General features: G+C 39.7%; 15 protein-coding genes. 13 read left to right on the top strand and 2 right to left on the bottom strand.

What is annotated here, in order from left to right:
* Nucleotides 1–30 precede the first annotated feature (30 nt).
* Complete coding sequence (gene purF / locus GCE9029_RS09485) at nt 31–1,545, top strand: amidophosphoribosyltransferase (protein WP_062662939.1); 1,515 nt, start codon at nt 31–33, stop codon at nt 1,543–1,545.
* 112 nt (nt 1,546–1,657) lie between these two features.
* On the opposite strand, the gene GCE9029_RS09480 is transcribed toward purF, so the two are convergent.
* Together GCE9029_RS09480 and GCE9029_RS09475 are read right to left on the bottom strand one after the other, a co-directional pair.
* Nucleotides 1,658–2,257 carry a Yip1 family protein gene (locus GCE9029_RS09480; protein ID WP_062662938.1) on the bottom strand — a complete coding sequence of 200 codons (600 nt, stop codon included), beginning with the start codon at nt 2,255–2,257 and terminating at the stop codon, nt 1,658–1,660.
* A gap of 181 nt (nt 2,258–2,438) precedes the next feature.
* On the bottom strand, nt 2,439–3,329 hold the full coding sequence (locus tag GCE9029_RS09475; protein WP_062662937.1) for a LysR family transcriptional regulator: 891 nt from the start codon (nt 3,327–3,329) through the stop codon (nt 2,439–2,441).
* 298 nt (nt 3,330–3,627) lie between these two features.
* On the opposite strand from GCE9029_RS09475, the gene GCE9029_RS09470 reads away from it, so the two are divergent.
* From GCE9029_RS09470 to GCE9029_RS09415, 12 genes are all read left to right on the top strand, one after another.
* On the top strand, nt 3,628–4,683 hold the full coding sequence (locus GCE9029_RS09470; RefSeq protein WP_062662936.1) for a response regulator: 1,056 nt from the start codon (nt 3,628–3,630) through the stop codon (nt 4,681–4,683).
* A gap of 221 nt (nt 4,684–4,904) precedes the next feature.
* Nucleotides 4,905–5,402 carry a transcription/translation regulatory transformer protein RfaH gene (gene rfaH, locus GCE9029_RS09465; RefSeq protein WP_062662935.1) on the top strand — a complete coding sequence of 166 codons (498 nt, stop codon included), beginning with the start codon at nt 4,905–4,907 and terminating at the stop codon, nt 5,400–5,402.
* A 119-nt stretch (nt 5,403–5,521) separates the two neighbouring features.
* A complete protein-coding gene (locus tag GCE9029_RS09460) occupies nt 5,522–6,646 on the top strand; it encodes an LPS O-antigen chain length determinant protein WzzB (RefSeq protein WP_062662934.1) in 1,125 nt (374 codons plus the stop codon).
* A gap of 96 nt (nt 6,647–6,742) precedes the next feature.
* Nucleotides 6,743–7,783, top strand: coding sequence for a Gfo/Idh/MocA family protein (locus GCE9029_RS09455; protein WP_062662933.1), 1,041 nt, complete (start codon nt 6,743–6,745; stop codon nt 7,781–7,783).
* 17 nt (nt 7,784–7,800) lie between these two features.
* Nucleotides 7,801–9,075 carry a Vi polysaccharide biosynthesis UDP-N-acetylglucosamine C-6 dehydrogenase TviB gene (gene tviB, locus GCE9029_RS09450; RefSeq protein WP_062662932.1) on the top strand — a complete coding sequence of 425 codons (1,275 nt, stop codon included), beginning with the start codon at nt 7,801–7,803 and terminating at the stop codon, nt 9,073–9,075.
* Nucleotides 9,076–9,107: 32 nt separating this feature from the next.
* A complete protein-coding gene (locus GCE9029_RS09445; protein ID WP_062662931.1) occupies nt 9,108–9,683 on the top strand; it encodes an N-acetyltransferase in 576 nt (191 codons plus the stop codon).
* Between the two features lie 53 nt (nt 9,684–9,736).
* Nucleotides 9,737–10,819 (top strand): DegT/DnrJ/EryC1/StrS family aminotransferase, encoded by a 1,083-nt coding sequence (locus GCE9029_RS09440; protein WP_062662930.1) that lies wholly within the window; start codon nt 9,737–9,739, stop codon nt 10,817–10,819.
* A gap of 65 nt (nt 10,820–10,884) precedes the next feature.
* Complete coding sequence (locus GCE9029_RS09435) at nt 10,885–12,132, top strand: lipopolysaccharide biosynthesis protein (RefSeq protein ID WP_063856850.1); 1,248 nt, start codon at nt 10,885–10,887, stop codon at nt 12,130–12,132.
* Complete coding sequence (locus tag GCE9029_RS09430) at nt 12,129–12,644, top strand: DapH/DapD/GlmU-related protein (RefSeq protein ID WP_062662926.1); 516 nt, start codon at nt 12,129–12,131, stop codon at nt 12,642–12,644. The genes GCE9029_RS09435 and GCE9029_RS09430 overlap by 4 nt, the downstream gene beginning before the upstream one ends.
* Before the next feature lies 1 nt (nt 12,645).
* Nucleotides 12,646–13,848, top strand: coding sequence for a glycosyltransferase family 4 protein (locus tag GCE9029_RS09425; RefSeq protein WP_062662924.1), 1,203 nt, complete (start codon nt 12,646–12,648; stop codon nt 13,846–13,848).
* Nucleotides 13,849–14,189: 341 nt separating this feature from the next.
* Nucleotides 14,190–15,245: a hypothetical protein gene (locus tag GCE9029_RS09420; RefSeq protein WP_062662922.1), complete on the top strand. Its 1,056-nt coding sequence runs from the start codon at nt 14,190–14,192 to the stop codon at nt 15,243–15,245.
* Nucleotides 15,245–16,339, top strand: a complete 1,095-nt coding sequence (locus GCE9029_RS09415) for a glycosyltransferase (protein WP_062662920.1) — start codon at nt 15,245–15,247, stop codon at nt 16,337–16,339. Before GCE9029_RS09420 ends, GCE9029_RS09415 begins: the two co-directional genes overlap by 1 nt.
* The last annotated feature ends 36 nt before the right edge of the window (nt 16,340–16,375 follow it).

The following is a 16,375-nucleotide window of genomic DNA, read 5'->3' as shown; positions in this document are numbered from 1 at the left end:
CTCAATTTCGCGTTACAAGGAACAGCATACATGTGTGGGATTGTTGGGATCGTGGGTGAGACCCCGGTTAATCAGTCAATTTACGATGCGTTGACAGTACTTCAGCACCGAGGTCAGGATGCGGCAGGTATTGTCACCATTGACGATAACCGTTTCCGCCTGAGAAAAGCGAACGGCCTGGTCAAAGATGTTTTCCAACTAAAGCACATGCAAAGGCTGCAGGGAACCGTGGGTATTGGCCACGCTCGTTACCCAACAGCAGGTAGCTCCAGTGCTTCAGAAGCGCAACCATTTTATGTGAACTCACCATATGGCATCACGCTCGCGCACAATGGTAACCTCACCAATGCCAACCAGCTTCGCGAGTCGCTTTTTCAACAAGACCGCCGCCACCTTAACACCACTTCAGATTCAGAAGTCCTTCTCAACGTTCTTGCCCACCAAATTGACAATGTCGCCTCTGACAAACTGACGGAAGAACACGTGTTCTCAGCGGTGCGTGAACTTCACGCACAAGTCACCGGTGGCTATGCAGTTGTTGCGATGATCATTGGACATGGCCTTATTGCGTTCCGTGACCCACATGGTATTCGTCCACTTTGCCTGGGCAAACGCACAGTCAATGGCCGTGAAGAGTACATGGTGGCCTCAGAATCAGTGGCACTTGACGCGGTTGGCTTTGACTTTGTTCGCGATGTAGCGCCGGGCGAAGCGGTTTACATCACTTTTGATGGTCGTCTGTTTACCCGTCAATGCGCTGATAATCCGACATTGTCTCCTTGTATCTTTGAATTTGTCTATTTCGCACGTCCAGACTCATTCATCGACAAAGTCTCTGTATATGGTGCACGCGTCAACATGGGGCAAAAACTCGGTGCCAAAATTCGTCGTGAATGGGAAGACTTGGATATTGACGTGGTAATCCCAATTCCAGAAACGTCTTGCGATATCGCGTTGGAAATTGCTCAAGTGCTTGAGAAACCATATCGTCAGGGGTTCGTGAAAAACCGTTACGTTGGCCGTACCTTTATCATGCCGGGTCAACAGCAACGCCGTAAATCAGTGCGTCGTAAGCTCAACGCCATCCGCTCAGAATTTAAAGACAAATCAGTGTTGTTGGTGGATGATTCTATTGTTCGTGGTACTACGTCTGAACAAATTATTGAAATGGCACGTGAAGCAGGCGCAAAGCGTGTTTACATGGCGTCAGCCGCACCAGAGATTCGATTCCCGAATGTTTATGGTATCGATATGCCTAGCGCAAATGAGCTTATTGCACATGGCCGTGAGGTCGATGAAATATGTCAAATCATTGGTGCTGATGGTCTTATCTTCCAGGATCTCAGCGATTTAGAAGATGCAGTACGTGAAGGAAACCCTGATGTGAAGCGCTTTGAAAGCTCAGTATTCAGCGGCGAGTACGTCACCAGTGACATCAACCAAGAATACCTCGATTACTTGGAAAGCCTGCGTAACGATGAATCTAAAGCGGTTCGCGAACAGCAGCAAGAGCTGGCTAACCTCGAAATCTACAACGAGAGCTAATTTAAGCTTCCCGTCAGAGATGAACGTCAAATAAAAAACGCGGCTATCAAGCCGCGTTTTTTATGTTCGTAATTTTCAATCATTGACCATTCCAATGATTAAAGGCCGCCATTTACTGGACAAACATAGGTCCGAAACCCACATTCCACATAATCACCGAACTGGCAAGTATGGCAACCAGTAACACAAGCCCACAGGTGACCACTGAACTTGCGTAAATAAAGCCCCTTTCTTCCGGTATGTGCATGATAATGGGGACTCCCGTGTAAAGTAGATATACAGAGTAAGCAATACCTGCGAGTCCTACCAACATTACAAACCAAACCACCGGGTAGAGTGCTGCTAAACCAACCATGAATATTGGAGTAGCCGTGTACGCAGCTAGCTCTAAAGCCTGGGTATACGTCGGTGTTGAACCAAATGTCCGGCTCATCCAAAGGGTGAGGTAAGCAAGAGCCATTACACCAGTTATCAGGGCGAAGTACATCGCGCAAGCAATAATGACGGCGCTTTGTTGAGTAAGGAAAATCGGGTCACCTACGCCAATCTGCCAACCGATATGAACGCTGGAGTAATAGGCGCAGATAGGTGGAATAAGCGCCATGATCGCAGCATGCCCCATACTGTTCACAGTGCCTTCATGGCGGTCGTCGATATTTTTCCATTCTTCTTTCGGGTGAGTATAAAGGCCGAGCAAATGTCCCAGAATCATAGGTCGCTCCTTCCTGTGCGGTAACCAGTAGTTTGTAATACGCAACAGCGATGCTTGATCGATCGCTTCGTTACATATTAATAACATTAGGTGTTGAGGGGCGACGTTAGCAAGTTTTAACCACCAAAAGTGTGGTGGTTTTTTAATCACTTATCGAATCTGGGACACTTGGTGATCAACCTCACTCTTCAGTGTTTTCTGAGTGAAAATATGAGAGTGAAAAGTCGATAAATGCACGAAGTTTTGCCGGGTGATGTGTTTTATCATGATACATCAGAAAGATATCACGAGGTTCAGTAGTCCAATTCGGCAAAATCTGAATCAGTTCACCCTCATTTATGTCTTTCTTTACCAAAACATCCGGTATCAGTGCGATACCCAATCCATCTTTTGCAGCAGCTCTTACCACACGGAGCTCAGAGGCTTCAAAGCGCCCCTGTTGAGAGATACAGATGTGCTGACCTCTATCATTGGAAAGTCGCCATCTCATCAGCGGCCATCCTTTCAGCAGATGATGCTTTTCAAGGTCGCCAGCGTCTGTCAAAGGCGCATTTGTTGACAGATAAGTCGAACTAGCAACAAGAATGTCTCTCACAGTGTGTAGCTTTCGAGCGATCATCGATGAATCACGCTGTGGTCCGATTTTGATGAAAGCATGTTTGTCATCCAAGTGAGTAGGGGATGCATCACTGTAGAGTGACAAGTCAATTTTGATGTCAGGATAAGCCACTAGGAAAGCGCTCAACATGGGTTGCAAAAGCTTCATCGCAATGTTTGAAGGTGCTGCCAGACGGAGGGTGCCGGAAGTACCCTGACAACATTCGGACAGGTTTTCTGTAGCTTCTACCAGTTGTTCCAACAAAGGAGAGCAACGGTCGTAAAAACTTTGCCCGGCCTCTGTCAAAGACAGTTTTCTGGCATCACGGTGCAGCAGCTTAATCTTTATATCTTCTTCTAGTGCCTGGATTCTTCGGGTGAGTGTAGCAACAGGAATTCCCGTCTTTTTTGAAGCTAGCGTATAGCTTCCATTTTCGACGATAAGTCGGAAAAGATTGAGGTCATCTAATTTCATAGGATTTCACTGTGTTGCGATTGTCTTCAACAAAAAGCGTTATTTTGGCTATTTCAAATTAACATGGCGTGTTTTTCGTTGTCTCATGTCAATAAGAGGGGCTCTAAAGGTGGTCTGAAGGTAAGGAAAGATAGAAAATATCCAAATTATTTTCTTTTCAGGATACAGAAAGTTAACCACTTTCGAGTCGTCTAATACAGGCTAGTGACAACCTCGCACTGATTTTCAAACTATCCTAGTAGTAGCGAATTGCCCATATTAGACACCAGCAAGGCAAGAGGAAACAGGAGAACATATTGTGTTGGAAGGAAAAGAAGTTCTCATTGTTGAAGATGATCCCGTGTTTAGCCGGATCATCGGTAGCTTTCTTCGCAAAGAAGGGTGCGTTGTAAGAGAAGCCGAAAACGGATTAGATGGTTTAAAAGCGCTAAGAGAAGGCATTCCTGACTTGTTACTCAGCGACCTATCTATGCCGGTAATGACCGGTTTAGAGTTCGTCGAAGAAGTCAGCATGGAATATCCAATGTTGCCAGTGATAGTTATCTCAGGCACGGGTGGCATGTCTGATGTTGCTCAAGCGCTGCGCTTTGGCGTTAAAGATTTTCTGATCAAACCTATCGAAGACATCATGGTGGTGAAGTCGGCCATTATGTCGGTATTGGAAGACGCCGATGGTGGAGTCAGCAGTGACGCAGATTTTTCTCAGCAATGGTTTAAAGTCTCTCAAAACGGCGATCAGCCACTGACAGAAGAACTGAAGTGGCATTTGGAGGATCTCTTAGATAATCCAGGTAGCGCAAGAGACTTATTAATGGGGTTGATGCCAGAGCAGGACTCACAACAGGGTGACTGGCGATTGTCTTATCACTCACTGCAGTCTGCTGATACCAACCCGGTAGTACTCGATTACACCTGGATGATGGATGGTCAGATGGCATTCTACATGGTTGATAGCGCATCCGCTGGAGAGAACGGAACAGCGACAACCTTGATGATCCGTGCGTTCTTCAACGAATATCTCCGTTCACAAGATGCGGACGAACGAGGCTTCGTTCATCTTGTCCATCAAATCGAACACGCTATCAAGCGCTCGACCTACGCGAGTCCAATCCGCGCTATGTTTGGAATCCTAAACGCAGCGGACAACCAGCTTAATGTTTTATCTGCTGGCCTCAATGCCGTGGTGGATGGCTCAGGCAAGGCGTTGATTGTGAAGAACGAAAACCTGCTAGGCATAGATGCATCGAATACTCGCTTTCAAACTATCGACCTTTCAGGCGGCAGTGTACGCGTGTCGCTCAGTGAGATCGGACTTACTAGCTTTAGCTTGGACATCCAAAGACTTAGCGCTTAAGTCATCAAAATCTCTCTCAAAAAAACCGCCGAATCAGGCGGTTTTTCTTTGCCGTTTGAAAAAAATTCAATCCCTGCATTCCAAACTATGAACCAGTGCAGACAATTTGTGCAGTTAAAGGCTGTATGCTTGCTGCACAAAGGCCAGCCTAATATACTCTTGAGTTGCTTCGCAAAGACGATGCAAAAACTGGCTAGCAAAAAAATCGACGAGAACAAAAAATGAATCCATGGTATCTGCTCTATTGTAAACGCAGCGAGCAACAACGCGCTGAGCAGCACCTTAAAAGACAAGGCGTCGATTGTTACTATCCCCAAGTAACTGTTGAAAAAATCCGCCGTGGTAAGCGTTCCAGTGAATTGGAGCCGCTCTTTCCTAACTATGTATTCGCTTCCTTTGATCCTGAAAAAATCTCATACACTACCGTGCGTTCAACGCGTGGTGTGGTTGACTTTGTTCGACAGGGGGCAATGCCAACCCTAGTGCCTATGGAACTCATCACCCATCTAATGTCCCATGAAGATAGCGATGAGCAGCGTGAAGCACTGGGTGACGTGTTCAAACCCGGTGACGAAGTAGAAGTGCTTTCGGGTCAGTTTGAAGGGACAGACGCAATATATAAAGAAGCTGACGGGGAATTGCGTTCGATTTTGTTGATCAACCTGATTAGCCGTCAGGTTGAAGTATCAACGGAAAACAAGGCGCTTCGTAAGAAGTAGTCATTACGACATTGATGCTATTACGTGCTTTGGGGACGATACCTAAGGGCGGTAGCGTAGATTAAAAATAGTGAAAACATTGACGTTGCATAGTAGCAGAACAACCAAGAGGATTTAGAGTGACGACAACGACCCAGTCTGAGAGTGCATCATCTATCGGAAGTCAAAGCGCCAGAGATGATATTGACTTAAGGGATCTAATACTTGCCTTGTGGCGAGGGAAAGTAATCATAGCTATGTTCGTAATGGTTTCCTTCTTAACTTCAGTGATATATGCGTTTAATGCTCAGCAATGGTGGAGTTCAAAAGCTATAGTAACTCTTCCCAATGTTACAAGCATAATATCCTTCGCAAGTACAGCGAAGCAATACCAATCTGCATTTGATATATACAAAGTAAATGGAGATGTTGAATCTGGAGAAGAGATTGACGATCTCTTAGAGTTGGAAAAAATTTACGAAAGATTTATAAGGATATTTAACTCAAAAGAGAATAAGTTAGAATTCTTAAGAGAAAGTAGTTTAGTAAAAAAAGAGTTTAAAACTTTAGGGATTGATGTGGATTCAGAAGATGTTTTTGACACCAAAATTAATTCATGGGGAGCGGGGATAAGTGCTAAGGCCTTAGACAAAAATGACGAAAATAGTTATACATTGTCCTTCCAAGCTACATCACCAGAAGTTAGTTTTGATTTACTAGTAAAGTATATAAATTACACTAATGAAAAAGTATCATCCCTCCTTTATCGAGATTTAAAATCATTGCTGAGAATCAAACGTAATGAGCTCGATAAAAAACTATTGGCTAGAGAAGAGGTAGCAAGAAATACACTTTCTCTTGAGATTTTAAAAAGTCAATATGCCTATGAAATATCAAAAAAATCTGGTATTGAAAAACCTATCCAAATACTGAGCAATGACGAAATTTTCGCGATAGACTTAGGGGCCGAGGTTCTCTCAAAAAAAATAGTGATACTAAAGTCAGTTGATGATTTAACAGTTATTGATCCGAGTTTATCTGTTCTGGAAAATAAAATTAAAACCTTGGATGAACCAATAGAAAAAACAGAGGAGATATCGTCATTCAACTACTTAGAAAAACCAATTCGTCCTCTGAATAGAGACGAGCCCAACCGAATCAGAATTGCTCTATTAAGCAGTATACTCGGACTTGTTCTTGGGATAGGAACTGTATTAACTAGGTACTCAATTAAGCTGGCATCAAGCAGAGAAAAATGCGTTTAACCAAAAGATAAAAGCTTCAGGTTGACATTTACAAAGAATCAATGGTTATTACTTAGTTAAATTCAACCCTAAAATAAATTAAATATTGGTGGGACTATGATTAAAAATAGAAAGATAAGAATTGCTGTTGTTGGTTGTGGCCGTATATCGAAAAACCATTTCGGTTCAATTGAACAGCTACAATCCGAGTATGAGCTTGTTGCGGTTTGCGATACCGATGTATCGGTACTAGAAAAGCACATGAACCAATATAAAGTACCTGGCTATACATCAATTGAACGGCTTTTAGAAAAAGAAAAACTGGATTTAGTGACGTTGTGTACACCTAGTGGTTTGCATGCTGCTCAGGCGATTAAAGCGTCAAAGGCCAGTGTGAATGTCATAACTGAAAAACCTATGGCTACTAAGTGGGAAGATGGCATAGCAATGGTCAAAGCCTGCGATGATGCAAATGTAAAACTTTTTGTAGTTAAACAAAATAGAAGAAACTCTACTCTACGTCTACTAAAACGTGCTGTTGAGGATAAACGTTTTGGAAAGATTCACTTAGTTCATCTCAACGTATTCTGGACTAGACCTCAAGAATATTATAATAGAGCTGAATGGTCGGGGACCTGGGATATGGATGGTGGCGCTTTCATGAATCAAGCGACACATTATGTTGACCTAATGCACTGGTTAATTGGGCCAGTGGAAAAAATACACGCTATGACATCTACCCACAGAGATATTGAGGTGGAGGATACGGGCGTTGTGAATATAAAGTGGCGTAACGGGGCATTAGGATCCATGGCTGTGACTATGTGCACGTATCCAAAAAACCTAGAAGGTTCAATAACAGTTCTAGGTGAGAGAGGTTCAGTTAGAATCGGTGGAGTAGCCGTTAATGAAATTCAAGAGTGGGTATTTGAAGACGAATGTGACTACGACTCCGAGATTGATAAAGCTAACTATCAAACAACATCAGTTTATGGTTTTGGGCATCCTCCATACTTTCAAAATGTTGCCGATGTACTCAGAGGTAAAGCTAAACCTGAAACTGATGGTAGGGAGGGCTTGAAATCGCTGGAACTTTTAATTAGCACTTATCGATCAGCCCGAGACAATAAAGAAATTGGTTTACCGCTTAATATATAGCGAGTTCTGGATGTACTATGAATTTAGATAACTTGAAAATTGGTATAATTGGTTTAGGATACGTCGGATTACCGTTGGCTGTAGAGTTCGGTAAAAAATATCCAACAATTGGTTTTGATATTAATCAAGATCGAGTAGAAGAATTAAACTCTGGTAAAGATTCGACTTTGGAATGCACTAACGAAGAGCTCAATAGTGCATCTTACCTAAGCTATACAAGTGAGCTTAGCCTAATAAAAGACTGTAATTTTTATGTAGTAACTGTTCCAACACCTATTACAGATGATAACTCTCCTGATCTAACCCCACTAAAGAAGGCATCTGAAGCTGTAGCTCGAATCATATCGACAAATGATGTGGTGGTATTTGAATCAACCGTTTATCCGGGAGCTACGGAAGAAGTTTGCATACCGATAATTGAAAAAGTATCTGGTCTTAAATTTAATGAGGATTTTTTTGCTGGTTACAGCCCCGAGCGTATTAATCCAGGCGATAAGGTTAACAGGCTAACAACCATCAGAAAAATAACTTCAGGCTCGAATGATGAAATAGCAGAGTTTGTTGACTGTGTATATAAATCAATAATTGATGCGGGAACGCATAAAGCCTCCAATATCAAAGTGGCTGAAGCTGCAAAGGTTATTGAAAATACACAGAGAGATCTTAATATTGCGATTATAAATGAATTCGCAAAAATATTTAACAAGTTAAATATAGACACTGAGGAAGTATTAAAAGCAGCTGGGACGAAATGGAACTTTCTTCCATTTAAACCAGGACTTGTTGGCGGACATTGTATAAGTGTTGACCCTTACTACTTGACTCACAAAGCTCAAGAGGTTGGATATAGGCCTGAAGTTATTTTAGCTGGCCGAAGAATTAATGATGGGATGGGCGAATATGTAGCTACACAGCTTGTTAAAAAGCTTGCTAGTGAAAAAATCCATATTGACGAGGCAAAAGTTCTTATAATGGGTTTTACCTTTAAAGGTGATTGTCCTGATGTCCGTAATACGAAAATTATAGATATTGTAAGAGAATTAAAAGATTTTAATATGTCAGTTGATGTGTACGACACTTGGGCATGTAAAAGAGAAGTGAAAGAAGAGTACGGCATAGACCTAATAGATGTGCTGGAAGAAGGGCTCTATGATGGAATTGTCTTAGCTGTGGACCACAGCGAGACAAAGCGTATGGGTATAGATAAATTACGTAAGCTTGGTAAAAACTCTCATATTATATATGACGTAAAACATGTACTTAATATTGGTGATGCCGATTTAAGACTATAATATATCATCTAAATATAACTCTTGGTGAAAAGATGAATTACTTCAAGCATGATACGGCGATAATAGATACCGGTGCAGTCATTGGTGAGGGAAGTAGAGTATGGCATTGGGCACATATATGTTCAGGCGCACAAATAGGTAGTTCAGTTTCCCTAGGCCAAAATGTCTTTGTTGGTAATAAGGTAGTTATTGGTGACAACTGCAAAATACAAAATAACGTTTCGGTTTATGATAATGTTAAACTTGAAGAAGGTGTTTTTTGTGGGCCAAGCATGGTTTTTACCAATGTATATAACCCTCGCTCTCTAATAGAAAGAAAAGATCAATATTTAGATACGTTAGTTAAAAAGGGTGCAACAATTGGCGCTAACTCCACGATCGTATGTGGTATTACAATTGGAATGTATTCATTTATTGGAGCGGGTGCTGTTGTAAATAAAAGTGTCCCGGATTATGCACTAATGGTAGGGGTTCCAGCCAAACAAATAGGTTGGATTAGTGAATATGGAGAACAACTAGAATTACCTCTAGAAGGCTTTTCCGAGGCAACGTGCCCCCACACAGGTGAAATATATAAGCTTGAAGGTCGATCTTTAAAAAAACTTTAGATTAAGTACCATCATAAGTATTTTTAAGTCCATTTAAATGAAGTGTTTAGAATATGCAATTTATTGACTTATCTGCACAGCAAGAACTGATTAAAAACGAAATTGATACTAACATCAAAAAAGTTTTGGCTCATGGCAAGTACATACTAGGTCCCGAGGTTTACGAACTAGAGGACAAACTAGCAGAGTTCTGTGGAGTCAAACACTGTATTACTGTTGCAAATGGTACTGATGCTTTGCAGATAGCCCAAATGGCATTCGGTATTGGCCCTGGCGATGAAGTCATTACTCCTGGATTTACTTACATAGCTACAGCCGAGACTGTGGCGTTATTGGGTGCGAAACCAGTCTATGTAGATGTATGCCCAAAAACATATAACATCGATCCAGATAAACTTGAAGCTGCTATAACTCCTAGGACTAAAGCTATAATCCCTGTCAGTCTCTACGGGCAATGTGCAGATTTTGATGTGATTAATAAAATTGCAGAGAAGCATGGTCTTCCAGTAATCGAAGATTCAGCGCAAAGCTTTGGAGCTAAATATAAGAAAAGACTATCCGGTAGTTTGACTACAGTCTCATGTACAAGTTTCTTTCCGACAAAGCCTCTAGGTTGTTATGGTGATGGTGGGGCGATTTTGACTAATGATGATGAATTAGCTCTAATAATGCGTCAAATCGCTCGCCATGGACAGGATCGCAGGTATCACCATATAAGAGTAGGTGTAAATAGTCGATTAGACACTCTGCAAGCGGCTATTTTGTTGCCTAAGTTAGATATCTGCTCTAATGAGATTAATCTTAGAAACAAAGTCGCGGAACGCTATTCGAAGTCATTAGAGCGCAAAGCAAATATTGTTACACCATTTATAGAAGAGCATAACCTAAGTGCTTGGGCGCAATATACTATTCTTGTAGATGATCGAAAACTGGTCCAAGACAAACTTGGAAGTGTGGGTATACCTACTGCCGTACATTACCCTACACCACTTAATAAACAGCCGGCTGTAGCTGATAAAACAATTACTCTTCCTATTGGTGACAACTTAGCAGAAAGAGTTATCAGCTTACCAATGCATCCGTATTTAACTACAAATGACCAAGACAAAGTAATTGAAGCTCTATTAACTGTCTGATTTTTATTTGATTTTAAGTCATTTACCATCCTGCCGCAGTAGACTGTCAATGTTGTTAGAATAAAATGATAAGAAAAATAATACCAAGATCAGAGTTTAGTAGGAATGTAATAACTTTGATGACAGGCACTGCGGTAGCACAAGCGATACCTATTGCAATTAGCCCAATTTTGACAAGGATATATTCGCCAGATGAATTTGGGCTGTTTGCGATATTTATGGCTATTGTCTCTATACTAGGTGTGGTCTCAACAGGAAGATATGAATTGGCAATAATGTTGCCAAAAAAAGATGAAGATGCACTTTATGTAGCAATATCTTCATTCTTTATTTGTTCACTATTATCTGTTGTGATATTAGCTATTGTGGTAGTTTCGGGAGATGCACTATCTATTCTATTAGATAAGCCTAAAATAAAGAAGTATCTATATTTAGTTCCATTTTTTATTTTTGTTTCCGGCTCCTATCAAACACTGAATTACTGGTTGAATAGAAAGAAAAGATACAAAACGATTTCACTAAATAGGACCGTACAAAGTGGTACGTCTAACTTTAGCCAACTAGGTTTTGGGGTGCTTGGTCAGTCATATGGACTTATTGTGGGTACCCTTATGGGGCAGATATTCTCGCTGCTATTTTTATTTAGGAGTAGCGACGGCCTTAAGCCGAAATCATTCAAGATAAAAAAGATAAAATTATTCTCTATCATGAGAAAGTATAGTGATTTTCCAAAGTTTGATGTTCCCTCTTCTCTCATTAATATTGCAGCAAACCAAATGCCTAGTATATTATTAGCATCTATATTTGGTGGTGCAGTCAGCGGGTATTACTATTTAACTCAGAGAGTGTTACAAGCTCCTATTACGCTTATATCGTCATCGGTTTTAGATGTTTTTAAACAAAAGGCGAGTGAAGATTATAAATCATATGGTAATTGTAAAAGTATTTTTCGTAAGACATTTTTAACATTAACTCTGATTTCATTACCACCATCTTTAGTATTATATATTTATATAGAAGACTTATTCTCAATTATATTTGGAGAGCAATGGAAAGAGTCTGGTACATATGCGAAAATTCTGATTCCTGCTCTATGTTTGAGATTTATTGTAAATCCTCTAAGCTTTATGATCTATGTAGCACAGAAACAAGTGGTTAATTTATTTGGCATGTCATTGCTATTTATAATGGTACTGGTAGGTATAATAATATCAGATACTTCCACTGAGGCTATAGCTTCTATTTCAATATCTTTTGTAACAGTTTACTTGTTGTATCTATTTGTATCTGCGAGGATAGCGAAAGCTATATGATTAAAAAAATTTTGAGAAAATCAAACTTGTATGATCGGGCATTTTTCATTAACAAGGTGGGTGTTGGTAAACTACTTGTTAACTTCATAGTTCAAAGGCTCTTTAGAGTTAACCACCAAATAAATGTGTCGGTAAATTTCACATCTACATTTATTGGTGACAAAGTGGAATTTGATAGAAATGATATAAATACGCTAGTGAGTTTTTCGTCTAGTGGTTCTCTATATATTCAATCTCTAAATGGTATAACTTTAGGGAAAGGTTTATTATTAGCCCCTGGTGTAAAAATAATTAGCGGGAATCATAGCTTTGACGACTCAAGAAAGACGATAAATACCAACCGAATTATAATTGGTGATAATGTCTGGATCGGTGCAAATGCTATTATATTACCGGGTGTAAATATAGGTAATAACTGTATAATAGGTGCTGGTTCAGTTGTAACAAAATCGTTTGATGGCAGTGGTTTAGTAATTGCGGGTAACCCTGCAAGAGTGATTAAGAAAATTTGAAATGAAAAAAATCCTTTTTCTATCGGCTATTGATTTTAAAGAAAAGTCCATTCAGGTAATCAGAAAGACACCAGAAGCATACGCTAATAAAGGCTGGAAGGTGGATTATATAGTTGCTCGAGATAACGTAAGTACGGGTAACTATTTTTATGAGTCAGAAATAATACCAGAAGGTGTAAATGTTCATCGGTTGTACTGGCCACTTGATAAAATAAGATCTTCCAATAAAAGAGCGATTGCACTTTTATTTGGGAAAATATCAAGTATGGTTGTAGTTTTAAAGCTTTTCATGAGTGCATTAAAATTATCCAGAAAAGAAGATTATGATGTCGTTTACGGTTACGAGTATCAAGGCGTTTTAGCTGTAAATTTATTAAAGATTTTTTTAAATAAAAAAACGAAGATCGTCTCAAGATTTCAAGGAACCTTTTTAAATGAGATGTTTGAGAACAAACAGTATCTTCGGGTGTTATTCAATATCGACCATGTGCTAGCTATCCGGTCTAAATCAGATGTTCTAATAATGACCAATGATGGAACCCAGGGAAATAAAGCTGTCGAAAAAATAAAGGGAAGTCAGGAATACTCTATGCATTTTTGGCCAAATGGCGTTGATCTCTTGCCTCATAGTCATTCCAAAAACTTCTTTCAAGAAGGCAGAGCGCCTGTTTTTATGTCAATCTCCCGTTTAGTTCATTGGAAAAAAGTTGAAAGGAATATTTACATTATAAAGGAGTTAGTAGACCTAGGGTTTGGAAATGTAAAATATAAAGTCATTGGTGATGGCGAACAAAGTGAATACCTAAAAGGATTAGTGAAAGAGTTAAAAATGGAATCAAATATTAACTTTGTTGGGGCTCTCAAACACAAAGATGTTATTGAAAATTTACAACAAGCTGATTTCTTTTTGTCTATGTATGACTCTTCAAATGTTGGTAATCCATTGTTGGAAGCAATAAGAGCCAAAAGACTTATTGTTACTCTGGCTAATGGTGATACAAGTGAATGGATTAAGCATAAATATAATGGACTTATATATAATCCCACTTCAATCGACTATAAACAGATAGCTAGAGATTTAGCATCTCTGATAGAAAATGAATCTGAATACAAAAAATTGATTAGCGGTGTAGAAGAGACTGCTTCTTCAAAGCTATGGACATGGGAAGAACGCTTAGATAAAGAAGTACAGATTGTTGATTGAGTTTTCAGCTAGAGATAGTTAAAAAATTCTAATATGTTATGTGTTCACGGATGTCTACTAAAGATTATCATGTTGATTTTTAAATCGCCTTATAAGGTCGAAATTTGCTTTTAAGAATTCCTTTAGACATTAGGCTGTTGTTAGCATGTTCCGCAGTCTTTGGCTACGCTATCAGTTACTCCGGTATCTATCTATTTCACATTTTAGCCTTGATATGGCTCTGTCTTACAGCAACAAGATTATTATCTGGTTATAAGGTTAATGCTGAGAAGTCTGGATATATCCATGTTTTTTTATTGATATGGGTTTATAGCATTATATCAGTTCTTTGGCACCCTGATATGGCAGTTTGGTTGAGATATCAGTTCTATTTTTTATGTGGTATCTTAACCGTATTATCAGTTTATCAGTATTGTGGTGATGAAGAAAACCTAGATAGAGTTTTCTTATTCTGTGGTGTATTGTTAATTCTAAACCTCGCGATTGGATTTCTAGAATCTCTAAGCCTCATTAGATATCCTCTAAGTCCGTACTCAAAATATATCGGTTATTTCGGATATAATGGAGTAGCACTTGGAGACATTACGGAGCACGTCCTAAATGTGATATCAACAAAGCCAACTGGATTTAACTATAATCCGAACAACTTTGGCTTTGTTACCCTGTTGATAGCACCATTTCTTTTCTTTCATAAGCAAAAAGCTATAAGTTTTATCGGTATGGCGGTCTGCACCTGGATTCTTGTTGCGATAGGATCAAAAGCCCACTTTATTGCATTTCTATGTATGCTCCTTTTTCTCCCATTTTACTATAAAAATATTTTGATTCGAGTTGCAACGGTATTTGCAATAATGGCAGTTTTTCTAGTTCTATTGGCTCTGCCATACATTATCGATTTATCTAGTGTGCCAACCTTATCCAGAATGTATTCCTCAGTAGAACATTTAAGATTAGGAATGAGCCTTATTATTTCGGGTGATATAGACCCCACTTACAGTACAGCAAAGAGAGCATTTACGTATGCTTTTGGGTTGAAAGAACTATTTGATACTAATGGTTTTGGTGTGGGCTTTGGTGGGATCGAGGCCAGGCTTACTGAGATGGATTTTAAAATTAAGTCATTCCACTTTTTCTTTCTTCAATTATTAGTCGATTTTGGCGTCTATTTCTTCGTGATTTTTATTGTGCTTTATTTTTCTATGATAGAGAAATTGAGGAGGTTATCGTTAAGAATATCTTCGGAAAGAATCAGCTACTATAGTAAGTCAGCCTCACTATCATTGTTTGTCGCAATTCCAGCATCGCTTGCGCCATCTGGTGTGCATTATATATTGACTTACTATCTTATTATTGGATTCGCTCTTTCTATATTAAAAGTTGGGAATAAATATAACTAATGGTAATCGTATTATTATCTGCGGCGTCTTCAATTCATACCGTACAATGGGCAAATGGTTTTTGTGCAGTTGGTCATACAGTTCATGTAATTAGTCAACATCCTATTGTTGATCCTTTTTCAGACGGTGTCCATGTTCATTTATTGCCATATCGGGGAATGCTTGGTTATTACCTAAATGCGCGAAAAGCTAGGAAACTAATCCAAGAGATTAGCCCGGACATTATTAACGCACACTATGCAAGTGGCTATGGTACTACTGCTAGACTTATCAATATTCATCCGTACATTTTATCGGTCTGGGGAAGCGATGTTTACAGCTTTCCCTATAAGTCACTGATCCACAAAAATATAGTAAGAAAAAACTTGGATTCAGCGGACCATATTGCATCAACGAGTAAGTGTATGGCCGAAAAGGTGATTGAACTTTCAACCAATTTAAGACTTGAAGATATTAAGGTCACACCTTTTGGAGTAGACGTGGATCTGTTTACTAGCAAACGCGAAAAATTAAAAAATGTTTCCAAAGTAGTAATAGGCACGGTTAAAACGATGAAGCCTATTTATGGGATTGACACACTAATCTACGCTTATGCTGAACTTAAGAAAATGTTATCAAACGATGCTGAAACTAGTAACCAAGATGTTGAGTTGGTACTAGTTGGCGGTGGTGAACAGACCAATCAATTGGTTGCATTGTGTAATGAGTTGGGTGTAGACGATTCAGTAAAGTTTGTTGGGCAAGTGCCGCATGAGGCAGTCCCTAACCAGCTAAATAACTTTGATATTTTTGTGGCGCTGAGCAAGAGTGAAAGCTTTGGTGTGGCGGTGTTAGAAGCCGGCGCTATGGAACTTCCAGTTGTCGTATCAGATGCAGATGGTTTAGCAGAGGTCACAATAGATAATGTGACAGGTTTTGTCGTACCAAAACAAGATCACAGTTCTGCTGCTCTAGCGCTAAAAAAGCTAGTTGTAAACCATGAATTAAGGCTAAAGATGGGCAAAAATGGGTGTGATAATGTGCATAGGCATTACTCCTGGGAAGTCTGTATTAGCACAATGACTAAATTATATCGCAACACTCTTCATGGCTAATATATTTCATTGTATACCAGCGGCAAGCTGGAAAGA

Source organism: Grimontia celer (genome assembly GCF_900055185.1).
Taxonomy (GTDB): Bacteria; Pseudomonadota; Gammaproteobacteria; order Enterobacterales; family Vibrionaceae; genus Enterovibrio; species Enterovibrio celer.
Note: the sequence above shows the minus strand (reverse complement) of the source record. Positions and strands in the feature narration are given on the sequence as shown.